13 protein-coding genes are annotated in these 17,017 nt (G+C 39.7%); 9 read left to right on the forward strand and 4 right to left on the reverse strand.

Annotation, left to right across the window (positions count from 1 at the left end; translation table 11 throughout):
* Nucleotides 1–59: 59 nt before the first annotated feature.
* Both DC498_RS14410 and DC498_RS14415 read left to right on the forward strand, forming a co-directional pair.
* Nucleotides 60–833, forward strand: a complete 774-nt coding sequence (locus tag DC498_RS14410) for an SDR family NAD(P)-dependent oxidoreductase (RefSeq protein WP_116874872.1) — start codon at nucleotides 60–62, stop codon at nucleotides 831–833.
* A gap of 67 nt (nucleotides 834–900) precedes the next feature.
* A complete protein-coding gene (locus DC498_RS14415; protein ID WP_133176858.1) occupies nucleotides 901–1,803 on the forward strand; it encodes a hypothetical protein in 903 nt (300 codons plus the stop codon).
* A 231-nt stretch (nucleotides 1,804–2,034) separates the two neighbouring features.
* Here the strand turns inward: DC498_RS14415 and DC498_RS14420 are convergent, their stop codons facing one another.
* The 4 genes from DC498_RS14420 to hemW all read right to left on the reverse strand — a co-directional run bounded on the left by DC498_RS14420 (nucleotide 2,035) and on the right by hemW (nucleotide 7,181).
* Complete coding sequence (locus DC498_RS14420) at nucleotides 2,035–4,206, reverse strand: T9SS type A sorting domain-containing protein (RefSeq protein WP_116874874.1); 2,172 nt, start codon at nucleotides 4,204–4,206, stop codon at nucleotides 2,035–2,037.
* A gap of 16 nt (nucleotides 4,207–4,222) precedes the next feature.
* Nucleotides 4,223–4,954, reverse strand: coding sequence for a hypothetical protein (locus DC498_RS14425; RefSeq protein WP_133176859.1), 732 nt, complete (start codon nucleotides 4,952–4,954; stop codon nucleotides 4,223–4,225).
* A gap of 11 nt (nucleotides 4,955–4,965) precedes the next feature.
* Entirely contained in the window at nucleotides 4,966–5,718 is a 753-nt protein-coding gene (locus DC498_RS14430; protein ID WP_116874876.1) for a hypothetical protein, read from the reverse strand.
* Nucleotides 5,719–6,053: 335 nt separating this feature from the next.
* Nucleotides 6,054–7,181: a radical SAM family heme chaperone HemW gene (gene hemW / locus DC498_RS14435; RefSeq protein ID WP_116874877.1), complete on the reverse strand. Its 1,128-nt coding sequence runs from the start codon at nucleotides 7,179–7,181 to the stop codon at nucleotides 6,054–6,056.
* 48 nt (nucleotides 7,182–7,229) lie between these two features.
* Between hemW and DC498_RS14440 the strand changes: the two genes are divergently transcribed.
* The 7 genes from DC498_RS14440 to gldM all read left to right on the forward strand — a co-directional run bounded on the left by DC498_RS14440 (nucleotide 7,230) and on the right by gldM (nucleotide 16,980).
* Nucleotides 7,230–9,041 (forward strand): hypothetical protein, encoded by a 1,812-nt coding sequence (locus DC498_RS14440; protein WP_133176860.1) that lies wholly within the window; start codon nucleotides 7,230–7,232, stop codon nucleotides 9,039–9,041.
* A 61-nt stretch (nucleotides 9,042–9,102) separates the two neighbouring features.
* Nucleotides 9,103–10,116, forward strand: a complete 1,014-nt coding sequence (locus DC498_RS14445; protein WP_116874879.1) for a DUF4271 domain-containing protein — start codon at nucleotides 9,103–9,105, stop codon at nucleotides 10,114–10,116.
* Between the two features lie 52 nt (nucleotides 10,117–10,168).
* On the forward strand, nucleotides 10,169–10,948 hold the full coding sequence (locus DC498_RS14450) for a uroporphyrinogen-III synthase (protein WP_116874915.1): 780 nt from the start codon (nucleotides 10,169–10,171) through the stop codon (nucleotides 10,946–10,948).
* A 16-nt stretch (nucleotides 10,949–10,964) separates the two neighbouring features.
* Complete coding sequence (locus tag DC498_RS14455; RefSeq protein ID WP_116874880.1) at nucleotides 10,965–13,007, forward strand: thioredoxin domain-containing protein; 2,043 nt, start codon at nucleotides 10,965–10,967, stop codon at nucleotides 13,005–13,007.
* Nucleotides 13,008–13,170: 163 nt separating this feature from the next.
* Nucleotides 13,171–14,460 (forward strand): SUMF1/EgtB/PvdO family nonheme iron enzyme, encoded by a 1,290-nt coding sequence (locus DC498_RS14460; RefSeq protein ID WP_116874881.1) that lies wholly within the window; start codon nucleotides 13,171–13,173, stop codon nucleotides 14,458–14,460.
* A gap of 167 nt (nucleotides 14,461–14,627) precedes the next feature.
* Nucleotides 14,628–15,392: a T9SS inner membrane protein PorL/GldL gene (gene gldL / locus DC498_RS14465; protein ID WP_116874882.1), complete on the forward strand. Its 765-nt coding sequence runs from the start codon at nucleotides 14,628–14,630 to the stop codon at nucleotides 15,390–15,392.
* A gap of 64 nt (nucleotides 15,393–15,456) precedes the next feature.
* Nucleotides 15,457–16,980: a type IX secretion system protein PorM/GldM gene (gene gldM / locus DC498_RS14470; RefSeq protein WP_116874883.1), complete on the forward strand. Its 1,524-nt coding sequence runs from the start codon at nucleotides 15,457–15,459 to the stop codon at nucleotides 16,978–16,980.
* The last annotated feature ends 37 nt before the right edge of the window (nucleotides 16,981–17,017 follow it).

Raw genomic sequence — 17,017 nt, forward strand, 5'->3', positions numbered from 1 at the left:
AACCTGTTTCCGCAACCCGCACAATCTCAAATTTAAAATTTCAAATCAGAAATCTCATCATGTTCACACTTAACAACAAAACCGCCATTATTACCGGTGGGGGAAGCGGAATAGGAAAGGCTATTACAACAGTTTTTGCAAGGCAGGGAGCGCAGGTATATGTGCTTGATATGGATGAAAAAGGCGGCAGCGCTACCGTGCAGGAAATAGTTGATGCAGGTAACAAAGCCGCGTTTTATAAATGCAATGTTGCCGATCAGAAAAACGTGAAGGCAGTAGCGGCAGAAATTACCGCTAAACATGGTTCAATTGATATCCTGGTGAATAATGCGGGTATTGCTCATGTAGGTCAGGCGGATAATACCAGTGAAGAAGATTTTGACCGTATTGTATCTGTAAATATCAAAGGCGTATACAATTGCCTGCATGAAGTCATTCCCTTTATGAAAGAAAAAGGCGGTTCTATTTTAAATATGGCTTCTATTGCCGCAATGGTGGGTATACCCGACAGGTTTGTTTATTCAACTGCCAAGGGAGCTGTAGCCGCCATGACGCTTTCTGTGGCTAAAGATTACATGAAGTACAATATCCGTTGCAACGCTATTTCGCCGGCAAGAGTGCATACACCTTTTGTTGACGGTTTTCTGGCAAAGAATTACCCTGGCAAAGAAGCGGAAATGTTTGAAAAACTTTCTAAAACCCAGCCGATAGGGAGAATGGCAAAACCGGAGGAAATTGCTTATCTCGCCTTATACCTTTGTTCAGACGAAGCTTCTTTTATTACCGGTTGTGATTACCCGATTGATGGAGGCTTTGTTAAATTAAATAACTGATGTCTTCTCTTTTATTGCAAAGCAATTTTTGAAAAGCTAATTTCGTTTGCAAATCAAATAGCACAACGTGAAGTTTTACCTGTTTTGCATACTGATATGTTTGGGGATCATTTCCTGTAAAAAAGAAGATGAAGTGGCTGTTGAACCTAATTTAATTTTCAGGTTCAGGTTTGATTCTACTCAGGAGCGCTTAAATAATATAGGGCAACCGTCAGCATTGCCGGAAGATCATGGAGCGCAAAGCCCGGCAATAAGCAAAATGAGCGTTCATTATATTGAGCTTGTTCCTTCAAATACTACCACATTGGGTAACGGTGCTGTTATTTATAAAGGGGAAGAAACAGCCCTTGGCGGCGATAGCGCTATTTATTTTGACAGATCGGTGCTTGCCGGGAATAATGAAGTGTTTTTTGCTATTCCTTTAAAAGATGTTGCGGCCGGAACATATGAATGGTTGCGCCTGTTGCCGGCTTACCAGCATTGTACCATACAATATCATGTAGATGAAAACATTGGCGATACATTGCATATTGACCAGGACTTTTCGGGCACGCTTGCTTCTTTTATTGGCTATAATACTTATATCACCTCATATCAAATCAATTCGCAGGTTATCGGTATAAACGAAAACCGCAGCCAGGGGTATTGGGGATTTGAGAGCAATATCAGCTACGAGGATTTCAGTAAAGTAGATACTATTTTCGGGCAGGCGGCTGTAACTACGGAGGTCAATCCGATCTATACCACGTCGCCTGTTCCGGCAGGTTCAGGTGTGGTTACCGGGGCTTTTGCAGGCAGCAAACTAACCATAACCGGCAAAGAAACAGAGAACATTATTATAGAAGTGGCTGTTTCTACCAATAAAAGCTTTGAATGGCAGGAAGTAGTAAAGAACGGTAAATGGGATCCGGCAAAAGGGGAAACAGTGGTGGATATGGGCGTAAGAGGAATAATTCCAACGGTTTGGTAGCTTCCGTTCATCCTTTCTTAACAAAAAGCTTCAGCCCTGTTTTGTATATTAGTATCAGAAAACATTGCAAATGCCCTTCTCCTATACCATATTCAGCAGCAGCGCTATCATAATAATGGTAGTGATATTGGTAGTGAACCAGGCGGTAAAAAATATTTACAAAAAACGCCCCTAACCTGCTGTTAGGAGCGTTGAATCATCTGATCTCTGCAGTATAGTTTTTTATGCCGTTTATTTAATGATAAGCTGCTGAGATGAAATATTGTTTCCATTTTTTATTACAACAAAGTATGCACCTTTAGCAAGCCCGCCGATATTCAGCTTAACTTGTTTTTGCCCTTTTACATTCCTGCTTTTTGTTATAAGCGCCTGGTTAACATTATATACCGCAACCTCATAGCTCAGGTCTTCATCCCAGGCTGCTTTTCCTTCAGGCGCATTTTCATCTTTTACCGCCGTTACGGTTACATAATCATTTGCCGGGTTAGGTGAAAGGAGGTATCCATAGCCACCGGAGCTAACCGTAAAAGATACCGTTCTGCTGGTAGCGCCGCAACTGCCTGTTCCGCTCATATAAAAATCAGCGCTTTGCCCTGCTGATAAATTCATAGTGAGAATTTTGCCTGAGCTGTTATAGTACCACGTGCCAGAACCGGAAGTTCGGGTGCAGCTTATGGAGGTTGAGCCTGGTAGCACCAGGTCTACATCGGCAGTGCCGGCTTTAATGAAATTAACGGTATTCATTTGCTTATTAGCCTGCCCGGTCTGCCTTATGGTACCGCCGATACCTGAAGCTGCTACATTAATATTTATATTTTCGGTATAAACAACGCCGCATACAGTTCTTGTAAGGGTTAAAACGCCGGTACCGTTATACCCGGGGCTTACAGTAACCTGGTTAGTACCCTGCCCTGAAAGAATATTTAGCTTATCATTAACTGCCCAGGTATAAGTAGTACCTGCCGTAGCAGTAACTGTAAAGATGCGGTTTGAATAACTACACCATGTACTGACATCTCCGGTTATGACCGGAGGCACTAACGCTGACACATTGGTAGTATTGGTTGTTATGGTGCCTGTGTTATTTGGATCAAGCCAGTTGCTGAGCCTGGTGGCATTAGTGCCACCACCTGCCCAGGAAATATCAAAGCGACCGCCATATTTGCTAACCTGCTGACAAACGGGAAGGTTTGCGTCATCAATTCCAAAATGCTGTCCTATAATTCTGTGGTTTTGGTCGAAATAGGGCGAACCGGAAGATCCGCCTTCCGTTGTGCCATTATCTGTTAGTAAATGCCAGCATTGTGCGCCTGAAAAATTGCCGAATGTAGGGGCATTTATATCGTTCGTTATTTTCATTACATCACCTTGTGGATGATGAATAAGTGTAGTTTGTGTAATTCCATTCGTATTTCTATTCCATCCTGCATAATTAATACCAGAGGTTGTGGGCGGGGTGTTATTTAATTCTATCAAACAAAAATCTGAACCTGCCCAGTTAGCTCGTAATGTGGAACCATTATATGTTACGCCATTTGAATTTTGTGAAGGGTCGCATGTAGGACTCCAGGCCTGGAATGTAAATCGCCATGCGGCTACATTTTGCTGTGGTAGATTTGGAGGATTAAAACAATGGTTTGCTGTCAGATAAAATGGTCTATTTGTATTGCATGTATTCATTACTAAACAACCACTGCACCATGCGCTTCCATTATCACTAAGTAATAATGAAACAGAATTTCTCTCGTTTTGCCATCCATTGCCCAATGGGCATAATACATTAATTTCACAGGCGGCTGATTGCCCGAACCCTGACACCTGATATACCTCTTTATATCCGTAGGCAATATTATTTGAGTGTAGAATAAGTCTTTTTAATGTTGAGATGGGTGTTTTAATTTCAGTTATAAGAAACTCCCCTTTAAGAACCCAGCTTCCCCATATGTTGTTAGCGTTATTTTCAGCTTCTGTTATAGGCCCGGTAATCATATTCCCTCTTTCGTTGTATATATACATTTCTGTCTTTTCCGGCAAATAGAAGCTGTCAAAATTTATGCTTGAGGACAATGCGCCATTGAGTTTGATGGAAAATTTTCCATAAGCAAAAGTATCATCATAATTCCATTCTATTAATTTAGTAAAATCCAGATCAATTTGGATCGGAACTGCTATCTGGAATGGTTGAACTTCGGCTGTTGCAGTGTTTCTTTTCTTTTCAGCCTGCAATAAATCAGGAATATTTTTAGCAGGGATTTCAAAATCAATTTTAGATTTATAGGATCTAATAAACTTTCCTGTTTCGCTTATCAATTCGCTACTGTTAATGTTGGTGCTTACCTGAGCTTTTGATAAAAGGCAAAGTATTAGTAACGGTAATACTAAGATTTTTTTAATAGGTTTCATACAATTGGTTTTTAGTTTAAAGGTTATATTGACATGAAAAGCTTAGTCCTGCAGAAAATATGTTTTGGGCTATTCGTTGTTCATTTTGCTCGTAATTATTGCCGATAAATATTTCGTCTTTATACCAATGGGAATAAACAGGAATGATAAGATTTGTTCCAAAAGATATTTTTGGGGATATGCTTCTTTCAATACCAAGATCACAGATTATCAAGTTCCCTACCGGCATGGATCTTCGGTTAATTTGCCATACCTTATTATCATTGTTTACTATGTATTTTTGACGAAAGGAGTTTAAAAAGTTATAGCTAACACAACCGTTTAATATTAGGTTATTGTTTACTGCTTTTTTATAGCCTGCTACCGCAAACAAATGAATATTGTTGTAAATGTATGACTGAGTAGCGTATCCTAATTGTCCCGGATTGTCATTATAGTTAAATGGTCTCCTTATTTTGAAGTTTTGTTGAAAATAACCGATTCCTAATTTCCAATAGACGCTCTTATAAAATGATTGAGAATAGTTAATATTCACCCCATAACTTATAGCACTTCCTTTTGGATGTTTTGGATTTCCTAATTGATAATAGGTGCCTTGGGAATTATTCCAGATGGCAGGAATGGAAATGCCAATACTTCTTGTTCCGAAGTTTGGAATTGCTTTATTTGCCTTTACTTGTGCCATTGGCAATGAAATAATAAGAAATAAAAAACATGGCATTGGTAGTAGTGATTTGTGAATTTTCATATGCTTAGTATTTATGGATGAAGTAAATAAATGAATTGTAATCCAACGCCATAGGCCATTAACCATTTTGACTTGTAAAGAGCGTTATTTTCAGGATTATTGCCTTCATAGAAAGCATCATCTAAAGCCCAAATGCTAAAAACAGGCAGATTGATCACCGGACTAAGTTCAATTCTTTTTCCCAATCGTTTGTTTATTCCCATTTGTAAATCTAAAGTGGCAGAAACATTCCTTTTTTTATAACGCATATACTTATTATCCGGCGGGCCTGTAGGGTAATCCTGCTTAATTCTGTAATACTGCGAAAAAGAATAGGAATCGGTAATATTCATGCCTCCAGAGAGAGAAAAGCCATTTTTTAACGAAAATATTTTTTCAATACCGGCAGAGACTGACACCGTATTATACCAATATTTATTAGTAGAAAAAGGTATAAACAAGGGACTTGGATAATTTATTACCCTTGCACCAGCATCCCCAAACCTGCCTTCCGCATCAATTTTATTGAAAGAAAGCCTATAGTAGCCAAGTGCAAACTTCACTCTCAAATTGTCTGAAATTCCATGACCATATGCGATAGAAACTCCATAGCTTTTACCCTGGATACTGATATCTTTGGCTGCTATAGAATTATCATCAAACCTAAACTTTGGATATTTATCGTACCTGAAGTAAGGCTTTATCTCAAGGGTAGAACTGATATTTTGCGCATAAGCTGAAAAAGTAATGAACAAAAGCGTAAATGATAACACAAGTGTTTTCATAAACTGATTTTAGGTTTAATGTAATCCTCTTTCAGTTTTCTATTGTTACAACATCCAAAGCGGTTATTATGGGCATTTCAATATGAGTGAGAATTAAATTGGCGAAAACGTTGCACAAGTTTATTGTGTCCCATGCTTTATTTTCTTAAGTGAATATAGGATGTTTTAAATTGATTTTACCAAAGTGTTTTCATATATATAATGTAGTAATGGTTTTGTTGTAGCCAACTGTATAGGGTTGTGTTTATGCTGGCGACTGATATACTGTTACAAAGCGTATCTTGAACTTTTAAAAATTCGAAGCCCTTAAAAATTCTGAAACAAATCCTTAATCACTAATCAAGAAACAACTTCGCCGCTAATCCATCCGCAAATAACTTCCCCTCATTCGTTAGTATAATATGCTCTTCATCCAAAATAATATTCCCGCCTGTAAATGAAGCTGCTGTTTTTAAAATATTGGTGTAGTGATGTGCTCCAAAGCCGTTTTTAATTTTAATGAGATCAATGCCTTCCATTGTGCGCAGCGAAGTCATGATATATTCGTTGAGTTGCTGGGTTTCAGTTAGTGTTTCCTGCTCAACCGGTAATATATCCTGGTTGATTGATTTTATATATAAAGCATTATTGGCAACATTCCAGCTTCTTGTATTTATACCATTAAACGAGTGGGCAGATGGCCCGAAACCGTAATAAGTTTTACCCTGCCAGTAAGCTGTATTGTGGCGACTACGCCTGCCCGGTAGTGAGAAGTTGGATATCTCGTAATGTTCATAGCCTGCATTATTCAACCAGTATATTAATTGCAGGAATTGTCTTGCCTGCTGATCGGGGTCAACATCCTGCATTTTGTGTTTGCTGATGAATTGCTGAAGTGCTGTTTTGGGCTCAACAGTAAGCGCATAACAGCTTATATGCGGCACCTGCAATTGCAATACCCTGTCCACATTATACTTCCAGTTTTCATCTGTAAGGGTAGGCGTGCCGTAAATAAGATCAACACTCAGGTTGTTGAATCCTGCCTGCTGCGCTTCAGCTATGCATTGCAAAGCCTGTTCGGCATTATGCGCACGATTCATCCATTTCAGGTCTTCTTCAAAAAAAGATTGTATGCCTATGCTCAGCCTGTTAATACCGGTTTGTTTCCATCGCGCCAGGTTTTGCGGGGTGATATCATCCGGGTTCGCTTCCAGGGTAATTTCAGCGTTATCAGCAATAATAAACTTTGAATGCAGCAAAGAAAAAATACTTCTCAATTCATCTGCTGAAAGCAGACTGGGTGTACCTCCGCCAAAATAAATGGTTTCAATTGTTTCGCCAGCGGCAAAAGAGGCTGTCATTGCTATCTCTTTCAATAAAGCATCAATTAAATCGTTCTTTTGTTTCAGTGTGGTAGAAAAGTGGAAATTGCAGTACAAGCAAGCCTGTTTACAAAAAGGAATATGAATATAAATGCCTGCCAACTGTTATACTATTTTTGAATTCAGACTGATGCTTTTAGATTTGTTATAATGAGCCGGTTACGTTGTGTTTCAGGATTGTTTTTTTTGCTGATGCTCTCCCTGCATGGTAGTGCCCAGCAAACCTACAGGCTCAGGTATTTTTTTGTTGACAAAGATACCACCTTCTCATTGCATACACTTGATTTGCAGGATGTGTTTTCCAATCAGCTGGTATGTAAAGCATATATTGATAAAATTGTGCCTGCATTGCGGTTAAAAGGGTATGCAGGTGCTTCGGTAGATAGCCTTGTGTTTGATTCAACATCGGCTGCTGCATGGCTATACCTTGGGGAAGCATACCGCTGGATAAGGCTGAATACAGATAATGCAGACAGGCAAATGCTTTCTGCCATTGGCTGGAATGATAAGTATGTGAATGGGCAGCCCATTGATTTTGTACAACTGCAATACTGGCAAAACCGTATGCTGAATTATTATGAGAACAATGGCCACCCTTTTGCAAGTATAGTACTGGACAGCATGACAATGCTTGATGCAGGGCTTTATGCAAAGCTGGATACAAAAAAAGGCCCGGAATATATTATTGACAGTATAAGAGTATATGGCAGGGCAAAAATCTCCAATTTTTTCCTGCAGAAATACCTTGGCATAGAGAACGGTTCATTATACAAAAAAGAGCGTTTGCAGAATGTGAGCAGGCGCTTGCTGGAGCTGCCTTATCTTAAAGAGATTAAAGCCTGGGATGTGTCGATGGCCGGCACAGGTTCGGTATTGAATTTATATATTGACCCTAAAAAGAGCAGCCAGGTAGATGTATTGGTGGGCTTTTTACCCGCAACCAACACGCCGGGAAGAACGAAACTCCAGTTAACCGGCGAGGCTAATATCAACCTGAAAAATGCGCTGGGCGCAGGAGAAACCCTCGGTGTTAACTGGCAGCAGATACAGGTTAAATCTCCGAGATTGCATTTGTTATATGAACATCCTTATCTTTTTAATACGCCTTTCGGTATTAATTTCAATTTTGATCTGCTGAAAAAAGATTCTTCCTTTCTTAACCTGAATACAAAATTCGGCATACAATATATATCAACCGGCAGGCAAAGCGCAAGTGTTTTTTTGCAAAATGCTACAACAAATGTATTGCCCTCCGGTATAGATACTGCGCAGATACGAGTAACCAAAACACTGCCTGCTTACATTGACGCAAGCACAACCAATCTTGGACTGCAATACATCTTTAATAATACAGATTATAAATTCAATCCCCGCAGGGGCAATGAATATAATATTATAGTTGCTGCTGGTATCCGTAAGATAAAGCCAAATACCTCGGTTACAAAAATGACCAAAGATGCTGGTGGTAATGACTTTAACTATGCATCACTTTATGATACGCTTGATAAAAAGACCTATCTCGCAAGAATAAATTTTTCAGGCGCTCATTATTTTAAGATGGGCAAGCAATCTGCTTTAAAGGTGGCGGTAAATGCAGGGGGAATATTTACCCGCAATATTTTTCAGAATGAAATGTACCAGATAGGCGGCTATAAATTATTGAGAGGTTTTGATGAAGAAAGTATATATGCTTCCAAATACAGCGTTATTACCGCAGAGTACAGGTTTTTTATCGGGTTGAATTCTTATTTCTTTGGGTTTGCAGATGGTGGTTGGGCGAAAAATGAATTATATACAGCCATTAATCAAACCGCGCATACTTATATGGGGTTTGGTGTGGGCATGGCGTTTGAAACAAAGGCTGGGATATTTAACCTGAGCTATGCGGTGGGTAAAAGAGACGATGTGCCATTAAATTTTCGCCAGGCCAAAATACATTTTGGATTAGTGAGTTTATTTTAAGGGAAATGTATTTGAGAGATAGTATTAGAATATTTTTGCGCAATAATTAAATCCGGCATTTTTGAGAAGCTTTATCTGTTTTATAATATTTCAATGCTTACTTGTTTTTGCACTAAGTGCGCAAGATGATTCTGCTGTTGTAAAACCACAACCGGATACGGCTGCAATACACATTGCAGATACCGCGCAAAAGAAGGTTATAAAAAAGAAACCGGCAGTAGCTCCTGTTGCAAAAAAGGATAGCATAGAAGGAATACAACAACAGGTAGCGCCGGTGCAGGCGCCCATGCCGGCAGTTAATGCAGACAGTGCAAAAGTTTCGGCTTTTCCTTACGGAGATTATACAGCCGCTTTTATAAATGATCATCCTTATTATAATATAAAAGAGGGCCTGGTTAACATGGCATCCAAACCGTACAAAGCATCCGATAAAGACGAATTGTTTTATATTATCTGTGCTACCCTTCTTTTCCTGGGGATATTACGTGTTAGTTTTCCAAAGTATTTCAACGACCTCTTTAATGTATTCTGGCGCTCAACGCGGCAAAAGCAGATCAGAGACCAGCTTCAGCAGGCTGGTATGACAACCCTGCTTTTTAATATTTTCTTTGTTTTCAGCCTTTCATTGTTTGCCTATCTTACTATTGATCATCTTACCGGCAGCATAAAAAAACCATGGATGATGTTTGGCCTATGTTTTTTTACCATTGGGGCCATTTATACCTTCAAATATTTTATTCTGAAATTTTCCGGCTGGATATTCGGGCAGGAAGAAGCAGCGGCAGCTTATGCCTTTATTGTGTTCATGATCAATAAAATACTCGCTGTTTTGCTCCTTCCTTTTATCCTGCTTCTGGCGTTTTCTGATAGCGGTATCAGGCAGGCGGCATTCAGCATTGCCGTCATCTCGATAATTTTTATTCTTATTTATCGTTTTATATTGGCATATAGTAACTTGCGTAATGAGCTAAAAATAAGCGGATTGCACCTGATTCTCTATGTGGCAGGCTTTGAGATCATTCCTGTATTGTTGATTTACAGGCTGTTGGTAGATTTTTTTGCAAGAAGTTTGTAACTTTGCAGCGACGTTGCCGAATACAGACAAACATATAGTAAAACAGAAAACAATGGCAGGAAATAGTTCTGTTGTTCCTATTAAAAAAGTGCTGATAACCCAACCGCGCCCTGATTCAGATAAATCTCCTTATTTTGAATTGGCTAAAAGGCATAGTGTAGAGTTGGAATTTTTCCCCTTTATTCGCCTTGAAGGAATACCTGCTAAAGACTTTCGGAAGCAAAAAATAGATATAGCCCAGTATAGTGCGGTTATTTTTACTAGTCGCCATGCTATAGACCACTTTTTTCGCACCTGCGAAGAGCTAAAAGTGACTATATCGCAAGACACAAAATACTTCTGTATCACCGAATCTGTCGCTTTATATCTTCAGAAGTTCATCCTGTACCGAAAGCGTAAAGTGTTTTACGGAGCTGATGGTACTAACAAAAGTTTGTTTGATGTAATAAACAAGCATAAAGAAAACGAAAAGTTCCTGTACCCCTGTTCTGAAAATCAGCAGGATAACGAAATCGTGAACTGGCTTAAAACAAACAAATGTGAGTTTGTAACGCCATTTATGTACAGAACTATCAGTAACGATGTGAAACAGTTGCTTACAAAGGCAGAATACGATATTATCTGCTTCTTTACGCCAAGTGGTGTAAAAAGCCTGCTCGAAAATTTTCCGAGATATAAGCAAAACGGTACTAGAATAGGCGCTTTTGGAAATAATACTTCAAGAGCTGTTGAGGAAGCCGGGTTAACATTGCATATTAAGGCTCCCGCGCCGGAAACCCCTTCGATGGTGGCTGCCCTGGAAAAATATATGAACAGCTATAAAACAAAATAACTCCGAATTTCGCTGAATGGATAATTACTCAAATCATCTCATTCACGAAACAAGTCCTTACCTACTTCAGCACGCACATAACCCTGTGGATTGGTATCCCTGGGGAGAAACTGCCCTGCAAAAAGCTTTACAGGAAGATAAGCCTATACTGGTAAGCATTGGATATTCAGCCTGTCATTGGTGTCATGTGATGGAGAAAGAAAGTTTTGAAGACGAGGAGATAGCGGCTTTCATGAATGATCACTTTGTAAATATCAAGATCGATCGTGAAGAGCGGCCTGACCTCGATCATATATACATGAATGCCGTACAAACAATGACAGGCAGTGGCGGATGGCCATTAAATGTTTTTCTTACACCAGGTAAAAAGCCATTTTATGGCGGCACATATTTTCCCCCTTCACCTGTAGCCGGCCGGCCCTCATGGGAGCAGATACTGGTTGGGGTGATGAAGGCTTTTAAAGAAAAACGAGCAGAGATAAACAACCAGGCAGAAGATCTTACACAACATCTTTTGCAGTCCAACTCATTTGGTATAAGTCCGGTTTCAAATGGTGGAAAAATATCCCACAAGGATATAGATACCATGTTTGAAAACCTGATGACCAATGCTGATACGGAATGGGGTGGCTTTGGACGTGCACCAAAATTTCCACAAACATTTTCCATTGCATTTTGCCTGCGTTACTACTATTACTATAAAAATGAAACTGCTTTACGCCAGGCACTGCTTAGCCTGGATAAAATGATATATGGCGGGATATATGATCAATTAGGCGGAGGGTTTGCCAGGTATTCAACGGATACGGAATGGCTGGTTCCGCATTTTGAAAAAATGTTGTACGATAACGCTTTGCTCATTGCCGTTTTGTGCGATGCATACCAGCTCACAAAGCATAGTTTGTATAAAGATATAATTGATCAAACCTTTGGATTTGTAAAGCGTGAACTGATGAGCAAAGAATGGGGCTTTTTTTCAGCGCTTGATGCAGATAGTGAAGGAGAGGAGGGAAAATATTATGTATGGAATAAGCAGGAGGTAAATGATTTACTGGGCGATGCTGCTGCTTTATTTTGCGAATATTATGATATAACTGAAAAGGGCAATTGGGAAGGCAGGAATATCCTCAATATTCCAAAACCATCAGAGGCTTTTGCGCCGGATAAGCAAATAAACCAGGCTGAATTAAGTAACATACTTTCCGGTTGCGGTTCTGTTCTTTTGCGCGAAAGAAACAAGAGAACCAGGCCTGGGCTGGATGATAAAATTTTGCTCGGGTGGAATGCACTCATGAATACCGCCTGCTCAAAAGCATATGCAGCCACAGGGAATACCGCCTGTAAAGAGCTTGCCATAAAGAACCTGGAATTCTTATTGGCGAAATTCAGTAATGGCAATGGTTTAAGGCATACTTATAAGAATGGAAAAAGTGAAGTGCCTGCTTTTATTGATGATTATGCTTACCTTATTCAGGCGCTTATTCATTTGCAGGAAATTACCGGCAACCAGGACTATTTAAGAAAAGCAGAGGAATATGCACAATACGCAGTAAAGCATTTTATGGATGTGGAAACCGGTTTGTTTTTTTACACCCACAGCAACCAGGAGGATGTTGTTATACGTATAAAAGAAATATATGATGGCGCAACAGCCTCGGGCAATGCAATAATGGCTTGGAATTTGCAATATTTATCGCTCGTTTTTAACAATAGTCAATGGAAGGAAATTGCTGATAAAATGACCGGTGCCGTTGCTGATATTGTGGTTAAATATCCTGTGTCTTTTGGCGCCTGGGCAGGCAGTATTACAGATAGCTGCAATAGTATTAATGAGATTGCTATAGTTGGAGAACAAGCTGAAGCGCTAAAAGATTGTTTATTATCTTATTATATGCCTAATAAAGTAATGCAAACATCAGTAAATGATGACGTCGCATTTCCTCTTTTATATAAGAGATGGGTAGAAAATAAGACATATATATACCTGTGCCGTAATTATAATTGCCTGAGGCCGGTTGAGCATATTGAAGATCTGATAAGCCAGTTAGGGGGGAAGTGATAAAGCGCAAAAAAGCACAATAAGTAATAACACCAACCGTTTATATTACCTGTGTTGCCGGCATAATATGCCTGTACGCTAAAAAAAATATAATATTTGAAACGCTGAAAATTTAAATTAATATTTCATCTATATTTGTCCAAATACCCTTTAAGCTATTTTTATGAAAGTGAAAAGCCTCTTCACCAATCTCTTTGTAATTACTGCATTCGCGTTAGCGATTGTAAGTTGTGGCAAGTCGAAATCATCTTCAAAAGGCTCATTACCCAAAGATAAAGGCCAACTGGTAGGTGTAGCTCCGGGTGGTAAATACTCTTTGCCAAAGCCTCCGGGTATGACGTACATACCCCAGGGAACGTTTCACATGGGCCCCAGCGATGAGGATATCAACTATGCTTTTACTGCCCGTAACCGGCAGATTACTATCAGCGGTTTCTGGATGGATGAAACTGAGATAACCAATAATGAATATCGCCAGTTTGTTAACTGGGTAAGAGATTCCATTGCTGGTGAAAAGTTGGGTTATAAGTCAAAAGATGGTAATAGCCTTGACTGGAAAAAAGTTTCAACCATTAAATGGAACGATCCTAAAACAATTGAGCAGCTTGATGCTATGATTGTTTCTCCTGACAACCGCATTTTCGGCAAAAAAGAGCTGGACGCCAATAAACTGGTTTATCATTCAGAAACTTTTAAATACAAAGAAGCTGCTGCTAAAGAAAATGCTTCTCAGCCGCGCTCTAAGTATATTGAAAAGCTGGAAGTACCTATCTATCCTGATACTTTGGTTTGGGTAAGAGACTTTTCGTACTCTTATAATGAACCTATGTCAAAAAGATATTTTTCTCACCCGGCATTTGGTAACTATCCTGTGGTTGGTGTAAACTGGAAACAGGCGGTAGCATTTTGCGAGTGGAGAACAAAATACATGAATGCATATCTTGAATCTGAGAAAAGAACACAGGAATCTGATTTCAGGTTACCTACAGAAGCTGAATGGGAATATGCAGCACGCGGCGGACGTTCACAGGCGCCTTACCCATGGGGTGGTTATTACCTGAGGAACAAGAAAGGTTGTTTGTTAGCTAACTTTAAACCTGGCCGTGGTAACTATGCTGAAGATGGTGGCTTATACCCTGTGCGTGCGGATGCTTATTGGCCTAATGATTTCGGTTTATATAATATGGCAGGAAATGTAGCGGAGTGGACTTCATCTTTCTATTATGAAGGCGCTTACAACTTTCAGCATGATATGAACCCTGATATTCGCTGGAACGCTAAAGACAGTGATCCTCCCCGTATGAAACGTAAAGTTATACGCGGTGGTAGCTGGAAAGATGTTGGCTATTTCTTACAAACAAGCACCCGTGCTTACGAATACCAGGATACAGCAAAATCTTATATCGGCTTCAGGTGTGTTATCGATCTTCCGCCATCCGGCAAGAACAGGTAATACAATCTGGTAGCACCATACCTAACTTATTGCTTAGTTAAATAATTTGAATCAGTAATTCTAAACTAATTATGCTTTGTGAAGTGCAATACTTGACATTGTATGATCATTACCTTTTGAAATCTAAAAAAAGAAAAACCCTTTAAAAAAACAAAAATTCTCTTTTTATGGCAGGCACAAGTAAATCCACCGAAAGACTAGTAAACGTATTTGTGTGCGTAGGCGCAGCAGTCGTTATCTTTGGCGCATGGGCGAAAATCCTTCATAAGCCTATTGCGGACATGATGCTTACAGTTGGCCTTTTAACTGAAGCTGTAATCTTCCTGGTTTATGCATTCTTACCCCCTCCCGGTGGTGAAATGAAAGAAATTGCTGAATCACTGAAAGGTGGTGTAGGCGTAGCTGGCGGAAATCCCGCATTAGCTTCTATGGATAAAATGTTGCAGGATGCAGCTATTAATCCTACTAATCTTCAACGCCTTGGCGAAAATTTCGGCAAGTTGGGTAAAACAGTAGAAAAAATGGCTGATATAGCAGATGTAACTGCTGCAACCGGTGAGTATGCTGCTAAAACAAAAGCTGCCACCCAGGCGCTTGAGCAGGTAAAAGATGCTTATTTAGGTGCTGCCAATACCGCTAAAAGCTTTAATGAAGCTGCTGATTCAACAAAGCAGTTCCATGGCCAGGTTCAAACACTTACAAAGAACTTATCTTCTTTAAATACTATTTACGAATTAGAGTTACAGGATACCAATAATCACCTTAAGGCGATGAATGGCTTCTACAGCAATCTTGTACAGGCTTCTCAAACAATGCAGGGTAGCGTAGAAGATGCGAAGAAAACGCAGGAGCAGATCAGCCTGCTGGCTAAAAACCTTGGTAACCTGAACAATGTATATGGTAATATGCTTGCTGCAATGCAGGGCAGATAACCAGAACGGTGGATTGATCGATATTATTAACCCTTGATTCGTAAATATTAAATCCTGAAAAATCATGGCACTACCTAAAGAGCCGCGGCAGAAGATGATTAATATGATGTATTTGGTGCTGACAGCATTGCTGGCGCTGAATGTGTCTGCCGAAATCATCAATGCCTTTAAAACAGTCGATAACAGTTTAGTTAAATCCAACAGTACGCTCACGGCAGCTACTGATGAAATATACACTGCATTTGCAGCCAGCCTTGAAGAACCTAAAACCCGCGAAAAAGCGGCGTTTTGGAAGCCAAAGGCTGACCAGGTAAAAGAACTGTCTTCTAAAATGTCAGTCTATATAGATGACCTGAAAGACAAGTTAAAAAGAGAAAGCGGTTATGCGCCTGAAAAAGGAGACACTACTTTTAAAGTAGAGAACCTGGATGCCGCAACCCGCCTGATGGCTACCAATGGAGAAGGCGAAAAATTACGCGCAGCATTGGAGCAGTATAAAAAAGACATATTGGCAATAGATCCTGATATCGCAAAAGAATTTGATCACAGCCTGCCGATTAATCTTGAGCAACCTGTATCTGAAGCCGGTAATACCAACCAGAGCTGGACAGACGCTTACTTTCACATGACACCTTCTATTGCTGCACTAACTATTTTAAGTAAGTTTCAGAATGATGTAAAAAATACTGAAAACAAAGTAGCTTCTTATTGCTTTAAAAGAATTGGTGAACAAAAAGTAATTTTTAACAAGTTTGAACCAATGATAGGTGCAAATTCTACCTATCTTATGCCCGGTGAACAACTGGAATTAAAAGCGGGTTTGGGTGCTTTTAACTCTGAAGTAAAACCAAAGGTATTTGTAAATGGAACTCCTGCTGCTGTTAATGATAATGGAGTAGCGGAAATTAAAATGCCTGCCGGCGGTTCGGGTGGTCACAGTGTAAAGATTGATGTAAAATATCCTGACCCTGGCACCGGCGAAGAAAAAACATTGAGCAAAGTATTTGAATATACCGTAGGCCAGCCTTCCGGTGTAGCGGTAATGGCAGACAAAATGAATGTATTGTATGTTGGTGTTGATAACCCATTAACCATAACAGCTGGCGCAGGTAGTGAAAAAGTAAGCGCGTCAATCAGTAATGGTAATGTTAGCAAAGCTGGTGGCAGCAAATATATTGCTAAACCAAAAGAACCAGGAACTGCTGATGTTAACGTATTAGTTGATGGTAAATCTGCAGGTAAAGTTTCATTCCGTGTAAAATATTTACCTCCTCCAACAGCAATGGTCGGTACCTTTGAAATGGGGCAGGTGCCTACAGCTCAATTTAAAGCAATGGGAGGCGTAAGAGCAGTATTGCAGAATTCTGAATTTGAGGCTAATTACGAGGTAATAAGTTACTCTATAGCTGATCAAAGCGCTGGTGACTTCAATCTTGTGCCTAATAATGGAGCACGTTGGTCAGGAGCTGCAGCTAATGTTGTTAATAACTTAAAGCCCGGGCGTAGCGTTTATATTGCCGATATTAAGGCCAGAGGCCCTGATGGAAGAACTATAAAATTAAGAGACCTGTCCTTTATTTTAAGATAAAATTTAGTAGATATCTATTTAGAGTTTAATAAACATT

It is taken from the genome of Terrimonas sp. (genome assembly GCF_003075435.1).
Lineage (GTDB): Bacteria > Bacteroidota > Bacteroidia > Chitinophagales > Chitinophagaceae > Agriterribacter.